14 protein-coding genes are annotated in these 20563 nt (G+C 37.8%); 7 read left to right on the top strand and 7 right to left on the bottom strand.

The features are described from left to right. Positions 1 to 202 precede the first annotated feature (202 nt). Both QNJ50_RS17480 and QNJ50_RS17485 read left to right on the top strand, forming a co-directional pair. Complete coding sequence (locus QNJ50_RS17480) at positions 203 to 328, top strand: hypothetical protein (protein WP_300637488.1); 126 nt, start codon at positions 203 to 205, stop codon at positions 326 to 328. Between the two features lie 8 nt (positions 329 to 336). Continuing rightward, the gene (locus tag QNJ50_RS17485) at positions 337 to 1278 is read left to right on the top strand and encodes a hypothetical protein (protein ID WP_300637490.1); all 942 of its coding nucleotides are present in this window, start codon (positions 337 to 339) and stop codon (positions 1276 to 1278) included. 123 nt (positions 1279 to 1401) lie between these two features. Here QNJ50_RS17485 and QNJ50_RS17490 read toward each other — a convergent pair whose 3' ends face one another. Both QNJ50_RS17490 and acs read right to left on the bottom strand, forming a co-directional pair. Then, positions 1402 to 1887, bottom strand: a complete 486-nt coding sequence (locus QNJ50_RS17490; protein ID WP_300637493.1) for a DUF4365 domain-containing protein — start codon at positions 1885 to 1887, stop codon at positions 1402 to 1404. A gap of 378 nt (positions 1888 to 2265) precedes the next feature. Next, positions 2266 to 4236 (bottom strand): acetate--CoA ligase, encoded by a 1971-nt coding sequence (acs, locus tag QNJ50_RS17495; RefSeq protein ID WP_300637495.1) that lies wholly within the window; start codon positions 4234 to 4236, stop codon positions 2266 to 2268. A 216-nt stretch (positions 4237 to 4452) separates the two neighbouring features. Here acs and QNJ50_RS17500 point away from each other — a divergent pair, with 216 nt between their 5' ends. Then, the gene (locus tag QNJ50_RS17500) at positions 4453 to 4608 is read left to right on the top strand and encodes a hypothetical protein (RefSeq protein WP_300637497.1); all 156 of its coding nucleotides are present in this window, start codon (positions 4453 to 4455) and stop codon (positions 4606 to 4608) included. Positions 4609 to 4731: 123 nt separating this feature from the next. On the opposite strand, the gene QNJ50_RS17505 is transcribed toward QNJ50_RS17500, so the two are convergent. After that, the gene (locus tag QNJ50_RS17505) at positions 4732 to 6651 is read right to left on the bottom strand and encodes a serine/threonine-protein kinase (RefSeq protein WP_300637499.1); all 1920 of its coding nucleotides are present in this window, start codon (positions 6649 to 6651) and stop codon (positions 4732 to 4734) included. A gap of 988 nt (positions 6652 to 7639) precedes the next feature. Between QNJ50_RS17505 and QNJ50_RS17510 the strand changes: the two genes are divergently transcribed. Next, a complete protein-coding gene (locus QNJ50_RS17510; protein WP_300637501.1) occupies positions 7640 to 8608 on the top strand; it encodes a DUF3365 domain-containing protein in 969 nt (322 codons plus the stop codon). A gap of 58 nt (positions 8609 to 8666) precedes the next feature. On the opposite strand, the gene QNJ50_RS17515 is transcribed toward QNJ50_RS17510, so the two are convergent. Both QNJ50_RS17515 and QNJ50_RS17520 read right to left on the bottom strand, forming a co-directional pair. Continuing rightward, positions 8667 to 10061: a serine/threonine-protein kinase gene (locus QNJ50_RS17515; RefSeq protein ID WP_300637503.1), complete on the bottom strand. Its 1395-nt coding sequence runs from the start codon at positions 10059 to 10061 to the stop codon at positions 8667 to 8669. 638 nt (positions 10062 to 10699) lie between these two features. Further along, on the bottom strand, positions 10700 to 11590 hold the full coding sequence (locus tag QNJ50_RS17520) for a PhnD/SsuA/transferrin family substrate-binding protein (RefSeq protein ID WP_300637505.1): 891 nt from the start codon (positions 11588 to 11590) through the stop codon (positions 10700 to 10702). A gap of 208 nt (positions 11591 to 11798) precedes the next feature. Between QNJ50_RS17520 and QNJ50_RS17525 the strand changes: the two genes are divergently transcribed. Beyond that, complete coding sequence (locus QNJ50_RS17525; RefSeq protein WP_300637507.1) at positions 11799 to 14228, top strand: ATP-binding cassette domain-containing protein; 2430 nt, start codon at positions 11799 to 11801, stop codon at positions 14226 to 14228. 202 nt (positions 14229 to 14430) lie between these two features. Here QNJ50_RS17525 and QNJ50_RS17530 read toward each other — a convergent pair whose 3' ends face one another. After that, on the bottom strand, positions 14431 to 15645 hold the full coding sequence (locus QNJ50_RS17530) for a glycosyltransferase family 4 protein (protein ID WP_300637509.1): 1215 nt from the start codon (positions 15643 to 15645) through the stop codon (positions 14431 to 14433). Positions 15646 to 16496: 851 nt separating this feature from the next. Here QNJ50_RS17530 and QNJ50_RS17535 point away from each other — a divergent pair. Next, complete coding sequence (locus QNJ50_RS17535; RefSeq protein WP_300637511.1) at positions 16497 to 17621, top strand: calcium-binding protein; 1125 nt, start codon at positions 16497 to 16499, stop codon at positions 17619 to 17621. Positions 17622 to 17754: 133 nt separating this feature from the next. Here QNJ50_RS17535 and QNJ50_RS17540 read toward each other — a convergent pair whose 3' ends face one another. Further along, complete coding sequence (locus QNJ50_RS17540) at positions 17755 to 18708, bottom strand: hypothetical protein (protein ID WP_300637513.1); 954 nt, start codon at positions 18706 to 18708, stop codon at positions 17755 to 17757. Positions 18709 to 18979: 271 nt separating this feature from the next. On the opposite strand from QNJ50_RS17540, the gene lysS reads away from it, so the two are divergent. After that, entirely contained in the window at positions 18980 to 20515 is a 1536-nt protein-coding gene (lysS, locus tag QNJ50_RS17545; protein ID WP_300637515.1) for a lysine--tRNA ligase, read from the top strand. Positions 20516 to 20563 lie beyond the last annotated feature (48 nt).

Here is a 20563-nt window from a genome sequence, read left to right on the forward strand (position 1 = left end):
TTCTTTGAGGATATTTTTGAATATAATCGAAGACAATCGACATTTTAATCAAAATGGTAGAGTACTAATTTTCCTTTCTACCATTTTTTTATACCTGTATTAATATTTTGGACGGGTCTATTAGTACAGATAATGGTCGTCCAGTAAAAATACCAGATAAATTACTACAAAAATACTCACAAACTACAAAAATACTCACAAAATGCAACGCCCTGTATGGGGAAAAACAAAACTTAGCGATCAAGACTTTCAAGAATTTAAGCGCAGGGTACGAATCTTAGCAAAAATGCGGAAGCGTGAGTTAAGTCGAACAGGTAAAGCAAATTAACTGGATCTATGACAAATAAATCATTAGCAATAGCTTGTGCATCGGGTAGTTTCAAAGGTGCTTTCGCTCACGGTATATTGAGCGCTTTGGAAGCTAATGGGATCTTTGCAAATGCTTATGCTGCAGCATCTTCATCTGTAATACCTTCCGCTTGGGCTGTTTTAAAGAAAGCTAGCGAACTAGGGGTCGATTATTGGCTTGCAGGTTTACAAGCTCTAGGACAACCAGATATGGGAATTAGTCAAGTAGTAAAAGGGGGAATAACTAATTTTAGTCCCCCGAAAGAAGAGTTATTTGCGCCAGAAAGACCAGCCTATTTTATTGCGACAAGTGCAGTAATCACCCCAGAAGCTGCGAAAGAAACTCAAGGCGAAAAATTTAGACGTTTGGGAAGACGTTTATTATTATCAGCAGCAAAAAAAGATCGTAGTTGGGTAGATGAAAACTTGCAAATGAAGATGTTTAGTAACAAGTCAGAAAATATTCTATTGCAATTGGAGAATCTTGGGAGAGAGACGATACATAATTGTGAGCGAGATGTACGATACACCTCCAAATTAGATACAAATAATTTTGAAGAAGTCGCATATGCAACCTCGCGAATGCTTCATGATTGGGATATCCCGGCTTGGATTGATGGAAAACCCTATGTAGATGCTTCCTATACCTGTTTGTGTCCCGCGATTGAAATGGTTGAAGCTGGTTATCAAAAAGTCATCGCGATTGCTAACGAATCGGGTACTCTATATCGAGACATGTTTCAGCTAGAGGAAATTCCTGGAAATTATCGAGGAGTTGACATCCACATTATCAAACCAGATGTAGACCCCAAAGAATTTGGAGTTGATTTTACAAATGCAACCCCTGAAGGTTTATCTGCGTTGTACAAACATGGACAAGAAATTTGCGAGCGGATACTAGCAGAAGATATCAATCTTACAGCGATTTGAGCGCGTAAACTTGATAAATAAGTAAGGATAAAAAGTATACTCATTAACTTATTACTCCTTACTTCTTACTCCTTACTTCTTACTCCTTACTTCTTACTCCTTACTTTTTACTTTTTACTTTCTCTACTCATCCTCAGGTTCGACAAATTTCCATTTGATTTTATTTCTGCTGCACTTAAACCAAAAATCATTGACTTCATTCCAAAGAACCCCCCGGTTTTGCATATCGATGGGGAAAATTGTCGGAAGACTGGATATCGAACCAAGCTCTTCTCCATTAGCAGAGATTAGATAACCAGTTTTTTCCTTTTCGTCAATACCGATTATGTAAGTAGGGGCTGGATATGAAGCTATACCCCGCACAGATTCTTGGGAAAATTTAACCTTCAAGCGATTCTGTTTTTTTGTACAACCTTGTGTTGTAGATTTAACTTGCACAAAAAAGTAAGGTGCTGATTGTCCTGCCCCTAACAACTCCACAATATAATCAACATAGGGCAATTTATCATCCAAGTATCTTGGTTTAAAAATGGCACCTTTATCAGAGTGAGATTCCGTCATTAAAGCGACGAATATTTCTTCACCTTTTTCTCCCAATCTATCTTTCATCTAAAATATTCCCAAGCAAATCCTAAATTTTACTTAACTGTTTGACATATCTTCCCATAAGTATAGGGTAAGCATCATGTATTACCCAAAATACTAATATATTTTCGGATAAGATTTGGTACATATCATTAAAGCTTCTGCAAACAGGTACCCAACTTATAATCCAAACCAATAACAGGTGTGTTAATTAATAGTTTTTTTTAGAGAGGTAGTATTGCAAGCACCGAAACAAAATAAAAGAGTTGCTGTTAGCACAAGCTTATCCGGAAGAAATTATATCTTGTCTGGGGACACTGATAAATAATACTTTTGTATCGCCCACGCTAACAGCAACCTCAAAATAGTTTATCTTTATTTAAAAATAAAAACCGTGGAAGATTAGGCTCCTCCTCTCAATTTATCCAGCACACCTCTATCCTCTAAAGTTGAGGTATCGCCTGACACCTCTTGACCTGCTGCTAGATTGCGTAATAACCGTCTCATGATTTTACCGGAACGAGTTTTTGGCAAAGCATCAGTAAAACGAATTTCTCCCGGACGAGCGATCGCACCTATTTCTTCTGTAACATGTTTTCTAAGTTCTTTAGTTAATTCATTATCACCTTCGTATCCACCCTCCAAGGTTACAAATGCAACTATTTCTTCACCTTTGATTTCATCAGGTTTACCAACAACAGCCGCCTCTGCTACAGATGGATGTGAAACCAGAGCTGATTCTACTTCCATGGTTCCTAGACGGTGACCTGATACATTCATTACATCATCTACACGACCCATTACCCAGAAGTAGTCGTCTTCATCTTTACGGGCTCCATCACCTGCAAAATAGAGGTATTTTCCATCCTTAGGAGTAATATATTCCCAATAAGTCCGGCGAAAGCGCTCTGGGTTATTATACACAGTTCGCATCATACCGGGCCAAGGATGACGTACTACCAAGTAACCACCTTCATTATTTGGTACAGAGTTTCCTTCTAGATCTACGACATCTGCAACAATTCCAGGGAAGGGACGAGTAGCCGAACCAGGCTTAGTAGAAATTGCCCCGGGTAGAGGTGTAATCATTACTCCACCAGTTTCAGTTTGCCACCAAGTATCTACTATTGGGCAACGTTCCCCACCAATTACTTTGTGATACCACATCCAAGCTTCCGGATTAATTGGCTCGCCTACGGTTCCCAATAAACGCAAAGAAGAAAGATTACGAGACTTGGGATGACTGTCACCCATTTTGATGAAAGCACGAATGGCTGTTGGTGCAGTATAAAAAATCGTTACACCATATTTTTCTACTACATCCCAAAAGCAACCCGGATTGGATTTACGGGGCGCACCTTCATACATTAATGTTGTCGCACCGTTGGAAAGAGGACCATAAACGATATAACTATGACCAGTAATCCAACCAACGTCAGCAGTACACCAATATACATCCGTTTCCTGCAAATCGAAAATCCATTTGGTGGTCATATGGGTGTAGAGATTATAACCAGCCGTGGTGTGAACAACGCCCTTTGGTTTACCAGTGCTACCGCTAGTGTAAAGAATGAATAACATATCTTCACTATCCATCGGTTCGGCTGGACAATGAGCCGAGGCATTAGGTTCTAAATCGTGCCACCAATGGTCGCGTCCAGTTTTCATGCTTACTTGTTGACGCGATCGCTGTACCACCAAAACATTTTCCACGCTCGGGGCTGCATTATTTTCCAAAGCCTTATCAACTTGAGGCTTAAGGGGAAATATTGCATCTTTGCGGAAACCACCATCAGCGGTAATTACCACTTTTGCTTGGGCGTCGTTGAGTCTGTCCCGCAAAGCTTCTGCACTAAAACCACCAAATACCACACTATGTGGCGCGCCGATTCTGGCACAGGCTAACATTGCAATGGCTGCTTCAGGAATCATCGGCATATATATGCCGACTGTGTCACCTTTGCTAACACCCAACTGCTTGAGGACATTAGCAAATTTACACACTTCCCGATGTAATTGGGCATAGGTTAAAGTCCGAGAGTCCCCTGGTTCACCTTCCCAAATCAAAGCTGCTTTATTTTTGCGCCAAGTTGTCAGATGTCTGTCAAGGCAGTTGTAAGAAATATTAATCTTGCCATTAACAAACCATTTGGCAAAAGGTGGTTGCCAATCTAACACCGTATCCCACTTTTGAAACCAGTCTAGCTCCTGTTCTGCAAGTTCAGCCCAAAAGGTTTGGGGGTCAGATTTTGCTTTTTCATAGAGTTGCTGGTAGTCTTCGAGGCTTTTAATATGGGCATTTTGAGAAAACTCAGAACTGGGAGGAAAAATGCGCTTTTCGTGAAGAATTGATTCTATGTTTGCTTCAGACATAATAATAATAGTTAGTCCCTATTGTTACTGAACACTATTTTTAACGGATATTGGTCAGAATCAGAAAATATTTAGATTCTTGTTAAGCATAGAAATTTTTAACCATTTATCTTTGGCGCATGATAGCAATCAGTTTACAAAATACAAAGTGAAGCAACACACAAAGATACAAAGCGATAATTAAGTTAGTAATGACACTGTTCAAGGTAGAAGTTTATGTTGATTGCTCAAACTATCAGTTCTCGGCGCGATCGCAATCATTGGACTGTGGTGGATTACGTTGCGAAAAAAAACATGCATTCTTGTGGATGTAATACACCTTTGTATATTGAGAATGTGGTAGGTAGACCGTCACACCCTTGCAAGTCTTAGAAGCTTAAAATCCTTGGGTGGTGTGTTATGGCACTTTTAAAGAGGTAACAAAAAAGATTTATACTCATGCGCCTAACACACCCTACCCTAAATCTAAATCTTTTTTTGACTTTTGACTTGATATCACCTTCTTTCCCAAATTTTAATCGTTGCATCATCGCTACCACTTACGATTGTTCGTCCACCCCGACCCCACGCAACCGATCGCACATAATTATCATGACCTACTAAACAAGCAATTTCTTTACCCGAACTTGCTAACCAAATTTTAATAGTATGGTCCCAACTACCACTCGCAAGTAATTGTCCGTCTGGGCTCCATGCTAATGACCAAACTGAATCAAAGTGACCTTCAAGTGTGTAAATTTCTTTGCCTGTACTAATATCCCAAATTTTAATGGTATTGTCGCTACTACCGCTTGCAAGTAGTTGTCCGTTGGGGCTAAAAGCTACGGTATTGACAAATAAAGAATGACCTTCAAGTGTAGAAACTTCTCTACCGGTATTTATTTCCCATAATTTAATTGTAAAATCAGCACTACCACTAGCAAGCAAAAGCCCGAATCCATTGGAGAAGTTGACCGGAAATGGGCTCCATGAAACTGACCAAACTGATTCACAGTGACCTGCGAATGTAGTAACTTCTCTACCGGTATTTATTTCCCATAATTTAATTGTAAAGTCTGCACTACCACTTGCTAATAATTTGCCATTGGGACTAAAGGTAACTGAATTAACACTATTTGTATGACCCTTTAGAGTACGAATTTCTTTACCAGAATTTACTTGCCATAATTTAATGGTTTCATCCCAACTCGCACTAGCAAGCACTTCACCATTGTAGTTAAATGCTACCTGATGGATTAAACTGGAATGACCAAAAAACCACTTACCAAAACTTCGTAATAATTGACCGCTTCCTAAATCCCATAGCTTGATTGTTTTATCGCTACTACCACTTGCTATAGCATCTAAAAATCCTTTTGATGATTGCAGACTTACTGGAGTAATAGCAACACTATGAACTTGACCTCCATGACCCCCAAGAGTATGTGTGCATTGCCATATATTAAACTCTACATTTGCAGAACTAACTGCACGCCTAAAGGATAATGGAGGTGATTGATGAGAAGGCGACCGTTCGTCAGCATTGATGGGAACTTGAGAAGATTCATCGGGAGTAATAATTCTTGTGGGAGTAACTGCTGGTAGCCCCTCATCACCATCAGTACCTAATAGATTCAACCATTCTTGTACGGAACCGGGGCGATAATTAGCTTTCAAAGCCATGCCACGCATAACTGCTTGATTTACTTTGTCGCTAATATTGGGGTTTAGGCTTTGTGGTGGTTGTAATGGAATATGACGGCGATCGTCCGCACTAGTAGGCATAACTCCGGTTAGTAAATTATACAGAGTAGCAGCCAAGGCATAAACATCAATATATTCTCCCCTTGCTGCTTCTAGCTGATATTGTTCGGGTGGGGCAAAGCCAGGAGTACGATAAACTGTATGTCTTTGAACTACATTTGGAATAAAATCTCTAGCGATTCCAAAATCAATTAATACGGCTTCGGGTTTACCTCGACGCAACATTATGTTGCGGGGTTTAATGTCGCGATGTAATAAACCTTTACGATGAACAACTGTTAGTGCATCACCAATTTGGCGGATATATAATAATGCTTCAGACTCTGGGAGTGCTCCAGTTTTTTGTACGTAACGTCCTAAATCTTCGCCCTCAATATATTCCATTACCATGCAAGGCAAATCTCCATCATCAAAAATGTTTTCGATTTGCACTACGTGGGGGTGGCGACATACAGCAAGCCGCACTGCCTCATCACGAAAATCTTGGCGTAATTTTTTTTGCTGGGTTTTCCATTGAGGATCGCTGAGAACTTCTTGTCTGAGGGTTTTTATTACCCTTGGTTGATTTTCTTCATTAACAGCAAGATAGGTAATCCCAATCCCCCCTTCGCCTAGCTTTCTGACGATAGTGTAACGTTCCCCAAATAATTTTTTTCCTGCACTCCAGACCATTAGTATAAATTTTGATTTGCTGGTATTTATTTTTTCATATAATTTCAAGCTTTATAGGTAGAATATAACTTATAACTACAGCTATATTTTAATTATTATCTGCTTTGTTTAAGGGAAGTTATTGATTTTTTCTTAAACCTAGATGACAAAGTGCTTGAAAAATAACCTGAGCGCCCCACAAGGGGGATTTAAAATTCAAAGTAGCTTTGTTAACAAAATAAAAAGGTATTAAATTCCCTCGCAACGAATGAAAACAGGACATTTTCGGCTTCAGCTAAAACCTTTGCTATACAAGGGTTATGAAGTTATTAAATGTGCAACCTGAAAGCAAAACTATATTCTCAGGGGTGAAGAATTATCGACATTCTGTGGACACCATAACATTTTCACCAATAGGAATGTTTACTCATGTATCTCTACAAATCCATATCTGACTTCAAGTGCCAATATGAAATAATCAGATTTTGGTAAATTCCAGAGTAGAAACTTTTAAGTTCCAAGTAATAGCCTTACTTTTGTTCTTTTATTTAAAATTTTAATGAAAAATATTAGTGTTTCAAGCAAAACATGATAAGTTTCTCCTGTTCATATTTTTTTATTTCTATATACAACAAAATAATAGGCAAATAAATTATCAATTTAGATGGTTTGTAAAGACAATATTTATTTTTCAATTCAGTATTTTTCAGTTTAATTGGTTATACTTCTTTAAAAATCAGCTATAACTATCTCTAATTTATGTTCTAAAGATGATATTTTTTGTTTGAGATTTTGGTTTTGAGTTTACTTTAGTAATAAAATTAATAACAGAACCTAAATCGGGCTCCATAATATAAAACTTTGTGTAAAATTTAGATATAACTTTTGGAATTAAATAGTATTATTTCTACTAGATACTATATTGCCTATAATTATTGACTGTTACCAACAACTATTCAGCAATAATTGAAATTAATCTATGATATCTTACAAAGAATGATTGAAGATAATGTTTAAAAACCTCAAATTAAAACAAAAATTCACGATAATTTTACTCGTTATTCTCATTTTCGGGTTGAGTTTTTGTGGTTTGTCTTTGTCACTAATTCTCAGACAAAATGCTGAGAGAGAAATTGCTTCTACTGGTCTTTTATTGATGGAGACAATGACATCAGTACGTCAATACACTAATGAACAAATCAAACCTGAATTAAATGAAAAGTTAGAAACAGAATTTCTACCTCAAGTTATTCCTGCTTACTCTGCGACTGAAGTATTCAATAATTTACGCAGTAAAGAGAAATATGGGCAATATTTTTACAAGGAAGCAACCTTAAATCCTACTAATCCTCGGGATAAAGCAGATGATTTCGAAACAGAAATTGTTGAAAAATTTAGGAAGAACAGAAAATTAAAAGAGTGGCAAGGATTTCGTTCCGAACCAGCAGTTGACATGTTCTATATTGCCCGTCCTTTGGAAATAACAGAACCAAGTTGCTTAGAGTGTCATGATACTCCTGAAAGGGCACCAAAAACTCAAATTAAAAACTATGGTCCTGTAGGTGGTTTCGGTTGGAAATTAGATGAAATTGTAGGAGCCCAAATTATTTCTGTCCCCGCAAGTGCAGTCATTCAGAAAGCAAATCAATATTCGTTTCTAATTGTAGGAATTGTTTCTATTGTTTTCGTTGCCATTATTCTTTTAGTAAATCTGTTACTAAATAGACAAATAGTCCGACCTTTAAAAAGAATTACTAGAGTTGCGGAAGAAGTTAGTACCGGACACATGGACGTTGATTTTGAACAGTTATCAAATGACGAGATTGGTAACTTGGCTAAAGCTTTCAAACGTATGAAATTAAGTCTAGAAATGGCAATGAGAAGACTCAAGCGCCCACCAGGAAATACCAATACCGGTAATTCCGGTAACTATGGTAATTCCGGTAACTATGGTAATTCTGGTAATTCTGGCTACTAGTTATACGCTAATTAATTGACGCAAAAAATTTAGCCTCACGGAAAAATTAGCGAAATAATTAGTTCAGTAAACTACGTATAAATTCAATTGCTGCTTGCGAATCGGGAATCTCATTCGCGAGTAGCTCTACAAATTGCTGAGGTGAAAAATGTGGATTATCGGCTAAAGTATCTTCGATAATCAAATTTGCCATTGGCCCAATATGATAGGCTAATTTTTCTTGACAACATTGAATAAAGTTTGCATCTAGATAAGAAATTTTCCCGGTACCCTGTTCGGAGCGAAATTCTCGATTTGTTGGATTTTGTGAATGAAATCCTTGATTTCTTTGATTCTGTGGGTAAAATTCTCGATTGGTTTGATATTGTGAATTTAACTCCTGATTTGTCGGAGTTGGTGAGTAAAATCTCCTATTTGTTGAAGAAATATTCCTTGATTGATTTTCTGGTAAATATGACTTTTCTGGCACTCCTGCAAATGAGTTGTCAGGATTATAAATAAATGCTGTAGGGGGCGTACCGGATATAGGGTTTTGTAAGAATGTAGAGGAATTATTCAGATTGTTTACACCTCGATTTTCTGCACCCAAATTTTCCAGACTAGCGAGAGTTTCTATTGCTGTTTGATAACGTATTTTAGGAGTATCAGCCAACATTCTGTCGAGTACTCTAGCAAAAGCATCACTCACATTAGTATATTGACGCCACTGCCACTCTAATGAATATTGGTTCATCAATGATGATGGCTCTTTAGCTGTCATCAAAACGATTGCAGTCACACCTAAAGCATAAAGATCGCTGCTAGGGGAACAAATTCCCAAACTAATTTGTTCTCGGGGGGCATATCCAACTTTTCCAACCAAAGAAACTTTTCCTACAAAGGTATTTCTTTCAGTCTGAAGTGTTTGACCAATACCAGCAATTTGTTTCCCGACACCAAAATCAATCAGTACGGGTATATTTTTCCCATCAGGTAACATGATATTGTCGGGAGAGATATCGCGATGGATAATATTATGCTGATGGACGTATTCCAAAACAGGTAGTAAATTTTTTAGCCACTCAATAACCTCATTTTCAGTAAAAGTTAAACCTTGTCTTTGACGTTCTGCTAACAAGGTAGAGTAGGTTTTCCCATTTACAAATTCTTGAACTAGGAATAGTCTATTATCCCCCTCAAAACATGCCAGAAAACGAGGAATTTGAGGATGTTCCAATTGGTGAAGAATTTTTGCTTCCCTTCTAAATAAATCTCGGCATTTTTCTAAACCTCCTAAGCCAGTTCCCACTGGAGCGAATTCTTTGAGAACGCATGGCTCATTGAAACGCCGACTATCAAAAGCTAGGTAAGTTCGCCCTAGACCCCCTTGACCTAACAGTCGCTCAATGATGTAGCGATTATCAACCAAAGTACCTGAGGTAATTTCTGGTTTTGTTATAGGGGAATAAGACATCTTATTAAGCTCCCGATTATATCAAGTTTTATATATATATAGTTGTGGACGCTGCAAGGTATGCATAAAATTATGCAAAAAATAGATAATTATTTTTTTCGTTGTTATTATTTGGTATTGTACGCTCAAAATTAAGCGATTAATTTGAAACTCTTAAGAAGAGTAGCAAATACTTATAAGTGAGTTTAAATTGGGTCTCCTGCAGCGAGTGTTAGCCAGGGATGTTCAAAAAGCTGTGCTTAATAAAGCACTGTTTACGAATACTGTACCTATAAGTGATTTTCCACAAAAAAATGACAACGAACCATTAAGTTTTATATATTAATTTTCATAAATACGTAGATTAAAAATTAAATTTAGCAAGAATATTATTTGAATGTTATGAATACATGACTTGTAGTGGATTTCTACTCGGTGAATGACAGGTAATATGTTGTGGGGAAAGCGTCTTTGGGCATCTAAATGTACCTCATTGAATTGTAAACGGTATTCTATCTTTTCGTTGTATAAAATATTTTATTAATAATTTCTGTTGAGAAACGCCTTCGTGCAGACTGATCGCGTACATATTCAAAAGGCGTTTCTACAATTGTGTTCTGCTAACTCCTACTGTGTTTACGTCCCACTTTGATAAATTATTAATTAGCGGCAGTAGGTTCTGCTGGGTAAAGTAAAACTGCAGGTGTTTCTTCAACCCGCTGTTCGAGTGGTCTCACTTTTTCAACTAATTTAATAAATTGTTTGTAGTTAGGAATTTTGGCGCTGGGCACATAACCTGCATCAGCAGTAATATGTGCTGGAGCTTCCTCCATTGCTCTGCGAATTTGCTGCTCGCGATTTCTTTCAACTGTTGGTGCTAGCAGTACGACTCCTGATGGAATATAGCGACCCTCATGTATGATTCTAAAATTTGTTTTTGGTTGTACTTGTCGATAACGTTCAAAATTCTTTTTGGATATTGCCCCAGCATCAACTGTTCCTTGGCTAATTAATTCCATCAATTTTTTGGGGGTAGAAGCAAAGTTAATTTCTTTGAGGGTAAGACCAAACATGTCATATAAAGGAACATAATAACCGGCAGCAGAACCTCTTTGTCCTAAAGCAATGCTCTTATTAGCTAAATCAGAAATCTTTTGAATTGGACTATCATCGCGGACAATAATTAGAGGAGTTTGAACACTGCTAATTTCCGCCATTGAAAATATAGGTTCGTAACGCTTTTTACCAATTGCGATCGCTGCTAAACCGGGAGGTGCAAACACCATGTCCCAGTTTCGCGAGCGAATTTGTCTGATAGCTCGTAATTCGTTGTAAGTTGGCTCAATATCAACTATGGATCGTGTTTTGGTAGATAGATAGGTTTTAAAACGGTCGTATTGTTGTTGGGAAAGCTTGGTTTCACCATAATTAACTACACCTACCGTCAATTTCTTCGGGACTTTTGGTTTTTCAGCACCACCAAAGCATCCCGAAATCGATATACCAATAAATATTAATAACTGCAATAGCAGTAAAGGACGGGAAAACATAATAGATTTATGTAAAAGGAATGAAACTGAATTTATTTTGGAGTAGGTTTTAGAATAATTATCTCTGTTACTTGAAGCGGGTGGTGTAAATACCAAAAAAACTTTATTTTTGCTGGAAAAATGTTATTAGCAGATGAAACTTATAAATAGATATTGACAGAAATACTCAGTCCCCGATCATTATAAAAGCAATTAATAAAAAACAGTCATGACTGCTAGATTCGATGAAACTCTTTTTAGACCACAACCTTTTTTAGAATTGGAAAATCAAGGTCAAAGACTACGATTGGATTTAGAAAAATTAGAACATCGCTTGGGACGGGGTCGTGAATGGGCTGACTTAGATGTTCCAATTGGTTGGGAAGTTGTTTCCCGAAAACAAGCAACTTTACGTAAAGAAGGGGAAGATTACAGAATTTTTGATGGTGACGGTTCTACTCCTAGCCGAAATGGTATCTTTCTAGATCGGGCTAGAATCAATCAGACAGAAGGCTGTATTCTCAGGGATGGGATGCAACTGGAAATTGGCTTATCTCCTCATAACCGTATTACCTTAACTTATTATCACCCCGGCGACCAACCAGTTTCACTTCCTAGTAATCGGCGATTGGGCTTAAGAAATCTTAAGCAATGGCCAGTACAAATAGGTCGAGCCCTGAGGACGGATGATTACTCTTCGATGGAGTTGGACGCACCGACTGTTTCTCGCTTACATGCCACAATTTATCCAGATGCGAAAGGTGGACATGTTTTACAAGATTTAAGCACCAACGGTACTTTCGTTGATGGTCAAAGGATATCCAAACGTTTCCAATTAAGAAATGGAAATCGGATTAACATTGGTCCTTTTACTTTGGCTTATTCTCCAGATTCATTAGAATTACTGGATAGTGGTAGTCAAATTCGTCTTGATGTTGATCGCCTCACACGCAAAGTGAAAATCAAAGGTGGGGCTGAAAAGGCTATTCTCAATGATATTTCGTTAGTTATTGAACCTGGGCAGTTAGTGGCTTTAGTGGGGGGTAGTGGTGCGGGTAAATCCACTTTAATGAAATCATTGTTGGGAATAGAACGGGTATCATCGGGTACAGTGTATCTGAATGGAGATAATTTACGTCAAAATTGGGCATTGTATCGCTCGCAAATTGGTTATGTACCCCAGGATGATATCGTCCATCCCGATTTAAGAGTTGAAGAAGTAATTGCTTATGCGTGTAAGTTAAGATTACCTCCCGATACTGATGTTAGACAAATTGTAGAAACAACTTTAGAACAAATAAAACTGACCCATGTCAGAACTAACTTTATTCGTAATTTAAGTGGCGGACAGCGTAAGCGAGTTAGTATTGGCGTTGAACTTTTAGCCGATCCTAAATTATTCTTTTTGGACGAACCAACTTCCGGTCTCGACCCTGGTTTAGACAAAGAAATGATGCGGTTACTACGAGAACTTGCGGATCAGGGTAGAACAGTGGTGCTAGTTACCCATGCTACTGCAAATATTGAAGTTTGCGATCGCATTACATTTATGGGGCGTGGTGGGAAACTATGTTATTTTGGACCACCAAAGGAAGCTTTAAGCTTTTTTGACATGCCTTCAGAAGATTTAAAATATTTCTCAGATATTTATATCAAACTAGACCAAGGTGGTGCTCCAGCACATGTAGTCCAGACAGTTAATAATTGGTCCCAGAGATACCATCAATCTCCCCAATATCAAAAGTATGTTACTAGGCAGCTAAAACCAGGTGAAGAAAGTAAATTTAAAACAGACGATCGAATTCATACGGGAATATCTCCACTTAAGCAGTTGTGGTTGCTTTCTAAGCGTTATTTGCAATTAGTTCTTCGAGATCGTTCCAGTATTATATTTTCATTGGTATCAGGTCCGATTGCGATTGCTTTAACGGCTTGGATCTTAAAAGATGAAACTCCCTTAAATAAATTAGATCCTGCAGAAATTACTCAAGGACCATTAGCACTGAAGTTACTGTTTATTTTTAGCTGTATTGGTATTTGGGTGGGACTTTCTAGTTCGGTACGGGAAATTGTTAAGGAAGCCGCAATTTACGCCCGAGAAAGACTGATTAATTTGGGTTTATTTTCCTACTTAGGTTCAAAAGTTCTCATTCGTTCCGGTTTAGTCATCCTGCAAACTCTGTTAGTTACAGCAACGGTTTTAATTGGTTTTAAAGGACCGGAGTATAATCTTATGCCTTGGGCTTTAGGTTTGGGAATTACAACTTTTTTAACCTTATTTGCCAGTGTTAGTCTCAGTTTAATGATTTCTGCTGCTGTCAAAAATGAAAATGAGGCTAATAGTATTTTGCCTTTAATTATGATTCCCCAAATAATTCTTTCGGGAGTTTTATTTGAATTAAAAGGAATATCCGCGAAGCTGGGCTGGCTGACAATTAGTCGATGGTCGATGGGTGCTTATGGATCGCTCATTGATGTCAATGACATGATACCTAGCACAACTCCAGGTGCACCATCTTTTGATGATATATTTACTGCATCTTCTGTATATGATGCTACTTGGAAAAATTTAGGTTTAAACTGGGGTATTTTACTGTTACACTCCGCAATCTATTTGATTGTGGCGTTGATTCTACAAAAACGTAAAGACATTGTGTGAATTTGGGAGTCAGAAATCAGAAGTCAGAAGTCAGAAGTCAGAAGTCAGAAGTCAGAATTATGCGCAATACCTACAGTACGCTTACGCTAGGTCGCGCATCGCTTCGCTAACAGGAGTTAGGAATCAGAAGTTAGGAGTCAGGAGTCAGGATTAAGGAGCTAGAATCAAGAAGAACAAGAATTTACTTCCTAATCCCTAATTCCTAATCCCCAATCCCTTCTTGAATCCACTCCAAATGTTGGGATAACAGCTTTGCTAAATCATATTTTTCTAAGATTGTTTCTCGTGCTTTCGCCCGAATTGAAGACATTTGGTTTGGGTGGTCGAGAACTTCTTCTACGCGATCGCAAATTTCCTCAGGTGAGAAGAAGTCTACTAGTAAGCCATTAACACCGTCTTCAATTACCTCGGTAACAGGAGCGGTGCTAGAAGCAACTATTAAACAACCTGTAGATAAAGCTTCTAGCATTGACCAAGAAAGTACAAATGGACGAGTTAAATAAACGTGAACGGAGGAAGCTTGCAAAACTTGTAGGTATTGATTGTAAGGAAGTAAACCCGTAAAGTGAACTCTATTTAAATCTAGAGATACTTTATTTAACATTAATTGTTTATAAGTTTTGCCATCGGGAAGCTGTTTCCCATAAGCAACTCTATCCTCACCAACAATCACTACATGACAATCAGGTCTTCTTTGCTGAAGTAAAGCTACAGTTTCGATAAATTGCGGAAAACCTCTATACGGTTCCATTCCCCGCGCCACATAGGTGACAATTTCTTTTGCGTGGGAAAGGTCAAGATTTATTTCCGGTAAGATTAGTTTTGCTCCCGGTTTTGGTTGAAAATATGTTGTATCCACACCATCATGGCAGACAGTAATTTTACTATGATATTCTGGTGGGAACTGCTGACGCTGCCAATAAGTAGGAGAAAGACCGCGATCGCAACTGTAAAGGTCTATGAGAATGGGAGCATTTTTGATGCGAATTCGGGCTTCACTATCTGCATTTAATGGATCTGTAGAATCAAAGTCTGCATCCGAGCCATGGGCGTGATAAAACCATTCAAAATAAGATAATAACTTCGCTTGAGGAAAAATATCTTTAATAAATAAAGTGGGACCCCAACCGGAATGACCGTAAACAACATCTGGAATAAAATTCTTTTTTTTAAGTTCTTCGGCTAAACGATAGACAGCTTGACCTTGAAGAACAGCTTTTTCTAATGGTTGGACGTAATGATGTGTTTCCGGTCGCACTTCTCGTGAAGGACTATAAATTGCTTTATAAACACCTTTCATAGAACCATCACGACGGTTAGTACCAAAAATAACTTGATTATTAGAATCTGAAGCTAACTTTGCCGCTAAATGGCGAAATTGAGCCGGAAAATTAGGATGTAAAAATAAAATACGCATAACCTTGATTTAGCAAAAACTCATGAGTTTGCCAAGTAAACTAGTTTACATTAGCTTTTATCGGTCGTTTGGTGGTCTAATACTCTTTATATTCCCTGAGGGAAATTGTAAAAAAATTGAGAAAGTATTTTGTGCTGGTTGAAACTCCCCAAATCCTCTCTAATTCATAAATAGGGATAGTTTAATATTTTTTTTAATATTTTTTTGATAAAGAGAGTTGATTTTCTAAAGTAATAATACCTTGTTTTATAAATTACAAGTATTTCGCTTTAAAACTAGGTCCAAACACTAAATCAAATTTAACAAAAAAGATACTTTTCATACTCAGTACTTACATCAGTATATTTACATCGATTACAAGTAAATTAACTTAATATTTGTATCCTAATTTCCTTGCTTTGAGAGGCTGATTAATTCTGTTGATTATTCAGTTTGATGTGAAGAATTTAATGGCTGTAGTAGGAAAATTAATTGTTTAAACAAACTGATTATACATTTATTCGGAAATATTATTAGTGTAATCACTATGTTTGTGATTGTATTAATTCAGTCATTATATGAAGTTGGCTTATAAATTCATTCTTATATCAATCTTTATAAAAATATGGTGTTTCAGTAATGTAGCTTTGTTATTGTATGGCTTAATTAGAGCAAAAGAGATTGAGGAGCGATCCAAGACCTCTTTTTTTATAGTTATTTTGAAGTTATAAGATTTTTACCAAATTTTGATTGATGCGTTGATTTGGTAGAAGCTAAGCCGAATGAATGGGATTTTTGTTTTTTGTCTCTCCCTCACACAATACAACCCATCGTAGTTCACAACTAAATTATTAAAGGTTTTTAAATTGAACATGAATAAAATTACCGGAAACAGAAATTCCAATATTATCTTCGGTACTCTACAAAATGATTTAATTAGAGGTTTGGGAGGAGCAGACAGAATTTTTGGTTTTGATGGAAGTGACATTCTCATCGGTGAGAGCAGTACTGACATTTATGAAGCTGACCCTCCAGAAGGGGGGAATGATTTCCTCGATGGAGGTAAAGGAGACGACTCGCTATTTGGGATCAACGGTGATGACTTTTTAATTGGTGGTGACGGTGATGATTCTCTCGATGGTGGTTTAGGGGATGATACCCTCATGGGAGGAGAAGGTGATGACACTCTTTTAGGTGGTGAAACCTTCCTCACCAGTGGGAATAACACCTTTTACGGTGGTGCTGGTAACGATCTGATTCAAGCTACATTCTTTGGTAACGATTTCGCCCGTGGTGGAGAAGGTAACGATACAATATTCGGCGGAGAAGGTGGTAATGATACCTTGATGGGTGGTAGTGGAGATGATTCTATTACTGGTGGTAGTAATAGATTCTCCGGAGAAGATAACGATAGTCTCATGGGTGGAAGTGGAAATGACACTATTTCTGGGGCTGAGGGAAATGACACCATCAAAGGTGGAAGAGATGATGATTCCTTAGATGGAGGTTTTGGTAGTGATCTAGTTTACGGTGAAGGTGGGAATGATTTTCTCTTTGGTGATTTTGGTAATGACATCCTTGATGGTGGTGATGGAGATGATACCCTCAATGGTGGTTTAGGAGATGATACTTTAACTGGTGGTAGTGGTCGCGATCACTTTGAATTTGCTCCGAATGATGGATTAGGTTTCAACAAAGAAGTTTTTGGAATGACCGACATTAAAGACTTCAGTTCGGGGATCGATAAAATTAGTTTGTCCCGTGAAACTTTTGCACTCGCAAGTTTAGAGGATGATTTATTATCTCCAAGCGAATTTGCATTAGTGACAGATGATGCAGATGTAGGTAGTAGTAGTGCATCGATTGTTTACAGCATGGCTACAGGAAACTTATTTTATAACCAAAATGGTAGTGAACTCGGTTTGGGAGCAGGGGGACAATTCGCGAATTTGGAAGGTATCCCAGAATTGAGTAATACAGATTTTAATTTGATTTAAATATTTGCCGTATTGCCATAGATTGATCGCTGCTAGGGACGCACTGACGTGCGCCCTGCAAATTGCTGTATTTTTACTCGCAAATCTATAGATCAACTTTGATTAAAACTTAAAACTTTACCTTTTGGTAGTCTTACTTGTTTTTCTCAAAGGGTAATACATTCGGTTCAAACGTTTCATCCTCTCCATCGTCTGAATCAATTGAGTTTTCCTCAGTTTCTTCGCTACCTCGGTAATTTTCGGCTTGATTGTCGTCATCTTCTTCAACTAAAGTTTCTAAATTTACAATCACATCAGTCGATGCTGGTTTACGAACTAAAGGAAATATTGCTTCTTCTAAAGATAACTCTGCTTCATAGGGTTCTCTAACCGTATCGAATAGTTTTTCTGCTTCTTCAAAATCGATCGCAAAACTATGGGAAGGATAGTTGTAAATCAAATCCCTAATTACTTCAATACCTTGGGGCTTTAATCTTTGTCCGTAAGCTAAAGCAATATTCATAAGTCTGTTCATCTCACCAACTCTTAGGGGATCTATTTGACTGGAGATGGGAGACAATAATTCGACAGCCATGGAACTTGCAATATCTGCAGCTGTTTTAGTTGTTATAGCTGCTTGAGAACTGGAAATAATATCTAAAAAATAACTCTCAAACATTTCAAAAGCTTGAGAACTAATTACAGATAGGGCTTGCTGTATATCCAAGCCTGACTCGCTGCGAAAATCATCGTCTTTAGTAACTTGAATGTCAAGTGGACCCAGTTCGCCAAAGTCAGACATAACTATTTCGTCTGCTCCCAAGGCTAATAAAGTTCCAGCACTCTTACAATAACCAAATACAAATAAAGTAAAGTGTTTATATTTTCTCTTTAAATAACGTGCAATTCTAAAAGCCGCATCTGGATCGCCACCATAGGTGGTCATAATTAAGGCAACGTTATTTCTTTTAGGTATAGTTTGCTTAATTTCATTAATTAATTTATCAGCATTTACATCAGAAATTGCTGCACTATAGAGAAAAATATCAGCTTCAAGTTCAGAGGTGATTTCTTGAACGGAGTTTGCTAAGAGCAGTTTTTGTATCATTTAATTGATGTGTATAAATACTGATGCTTGAATACAGTTAAAATACTGATTCTAAAATTATCACGAAATCATTTTTAAACTTAAAGTCAGAAATCATACAATCATCTTTTTTTATTTGCTTACTCTCTAGGAAATTCCAGAAACCAGAAGATAATCTTGGGAAAGAATTTAGCAATCTGAAACACTTAGATAAAAATGAATGTACAATTTCCCAGGGTCTTATAATTAAATCTTTCCCCCGAGAAATTTTCCCTTCTAAAATTCATTAACCATGTCCGAAGAAGATATTCGAGCCACAAGGCTAGAGAAAGTTGAAAAACTGCGTCAGTTAGGGATGAATCCCTATGCTTATAATTGGAAATCTAGCGATTGTGCGGCGCTATTACAAGAAAATTTTGCCGATTTAGGTAAAGGTGAAGAAGTTAATTTAGAAGTTTCCATTGCCGGACGCATTATGGCACGTCGGGTTTTTGGTAAGCTAGCATTCTTCACTTTACAAGACGAAACTGGCACAATTCAGCTTTATCTGGAGAAAAAACGTATTTCTGAAAGTATGGCTGAAATTGATGCTAATGCTTTTAATAATCTGAAAAATCTTACAGATGTCGGCGACATTCTGGGAGTTAAAGGAACAATTAAACGCACTGAAAAGGGCGAATTATCTATTTATGTTAAAGAATATGCCATTCTCACCAAATCTTTGTTGCCTTTACCAGATAAATGGCATGGTTTAACAGATATTTCTAAACGTTATCGTCAACGTTATGTAGATTTAATTGTTAATCCTGAAGTACGGCAAACTTTTCGTCGTCGCGCTCAAATTACTGCGGGGATTCGTCGCTATTTAGAAGAACAGAATTTTATTGAAATTGAAACTCCAGTTCTCCAAAGCGAGGCTGGAGGTGCAGATGCACGTCCATTTGTTACCTACCACAACACCTTAGAAATGGATTTGTATTTGCGTATCGCCACGGAGTTACACCTAAAAAGGTTGATTGTCGGTGGTTTTGAAAGAGTGTTTGAATTGGGAAGAATTTTCCGCAACGAAGGAATTTCAACCCGTCATAATCCAGAATTTACTTCGATTGAGGTTTACCAAGCCTACGCCGACTACAATGATATGATGGCGCTGACGGAAAGAATTATTACCACGGTCGCCCAAGAAACACTCTATACTTTGAAGATTACCTACCAGGGACAAGAAATTGATTTGACTCCCCCTTGGCGACGGGTAACAATGCACGACCTAGTCAAAGAACACACTGGATTAGATTTCCAAGAATTTAGTACCTTGGAAGAAGCCAAAGCTGCATGTAAAACAGCGGGAATTGAAGGTGTAGAAGATTGCCCATCAATTGGTAAGTTATTAAATGAAGCCTTCGAGCAAAAAGCGGAAGAAAAATTAATTCAGCCCATCTTCGTAGTGGACTACCCCGTAGAAATATCACCTTTATCTAAGCCCCACCGCTCTAAACCCGGATTGGTAGAACGTTTTGAGTTATTTATAGTCGGACGGGAAACCGCTAATAGTTTCTCTGAGTTGACAGATCCTATCGATCAACGCCAACGCCTTGAGGAACAAGCAGCCCGAAAAGCCGCTGGAGATTTAGAAGCCCAAGGTGTTGATGAAGATTTTCTCACAGCTTTAGAGTATGGAATGCCACCCACCGGTGGCTTAGGTATTGGTATTGACAGATTGGTGATGCTGTTAAACGATTGTGCCAGTATTCGTGATGCGATCGCTTTCCCCCTACTCAAGCCAGAAAAATCAGGAACAGAAGAATTAAACCCTGATAAACCTGAGTGATATGAAATTTGGGGTGCGTTAGTCATACCTAACGCACTACTCTCAAAT

The organism is Mastigocoleus sp. MO_188.B34, assembly GCF_030065675.1.
Taxonomy (GTDB): Bacteria; Cyanobacteriota; Cyanobacteriia; order Cyanobacteriales; family Nostocaceae; genus Mastigocoleus.

Excerpts from the sequence above, each read along its gene's own strand:
- acs (WP_300637495.1), bottom strand. The coding sequence starts at position 4,236 with ATGTCTGAAGCAAACATAGAATCAATTCTTCACGAAAAGCGCATTTTT.
- QNJ50_RS17485 (WP_300637490.1), top strand. The coding sequence starts at position 337 with ATGACAAATAAATCATTAGCAATAGCTTGTGCATCGGGTAGTTTCAAA.
- QNJ50_RS17515 (WP_300637503.1), bottom strand. The coding sequence starts at position 10,061 with ATGTCTTATTCCCCTATAACAAAACCAGAAATTACCTCAGGTACTTTG.
- QNJ50_RS17530 (WP_300637509.1), bottom strand. The coding sequence starts at position 15,645 with ATGCGTATTTTATTTTTACATCCTAATTTTCCGGCTCAATTTCGCCAT.
- QNJ50_RS17500 (WP_300637497.1), top strand. The coding sequence starts at position 4,453 with ATGTTGATTGCTCAAACTATCAGTTCTCGGCGCGATCGCAATCATTGG.
- QNJ50_RS17540 (WP_300637513.1), bottom strand. The coding sequence starts at position 18,708 with ATGATACAAAAACTGCTCTTAGCAAACTCCGTTCAAGAAATCACCTCT.
- QNJ50_RS17520 (WP_300637505.1), bottom strand. The coding sequence starts at position 11,590 with ATGTTTTCCCGTCCTTTACTGCTATTGCAGTTATTAATATTTATTGGT.
- QNJ50_RS17490 (WP_300637493.1), bottom strand. The coding sequence starts at position 1,887 with ATGAAAGATAGATTGGGAGAAAAAGGTGAAGAAATATTCGTCGCTTTA.
- lysS (WP_300637515.1), top strand. The coding sequence starts at position 18,980 with ATGTCCGAAGAAGATATTCGAGCCACAAGGCTAGAGAAAGTTGAAAAA.
- QNJ50_RS17505 (WP_300637499.1), bottom strand. The coding sequence starts at position 6,651 with ATGGTCTGGAGTGCAGGAAAAAAATTATTTGGGGAACGTTACACTATC.
- QNJ50_RS17510 (WP_300637501.1), top strand. The coding sequence starts at position 7,640 with ATGTTTAAAAACCTCAAATTAAAACAAAAATTCACGATAATTTTACTC.
- QNJ50_RS17525 (WP_300637507.1), top strand. The coding sequence starts at position 11,799 with ATGACTGCTAGATTCGATGAAACTCTTTTTAGACCACAACCTTTTTTA.
- QNJ50_RS17480 (WP_300637488.1), top strand. The coding sequence starts at position 203 with ATGCAACGCCCTGTATGGGGAAAAACAAAACTTAGCGATCAAGACTTT.
- QNJ50_RS17535 (WP_300637511.1), top strand. The coding sequence starts at position 16,497 with ATGAATAAAATTACCGGAAACAGAAATTCCAATATTATCTTCGGTACT.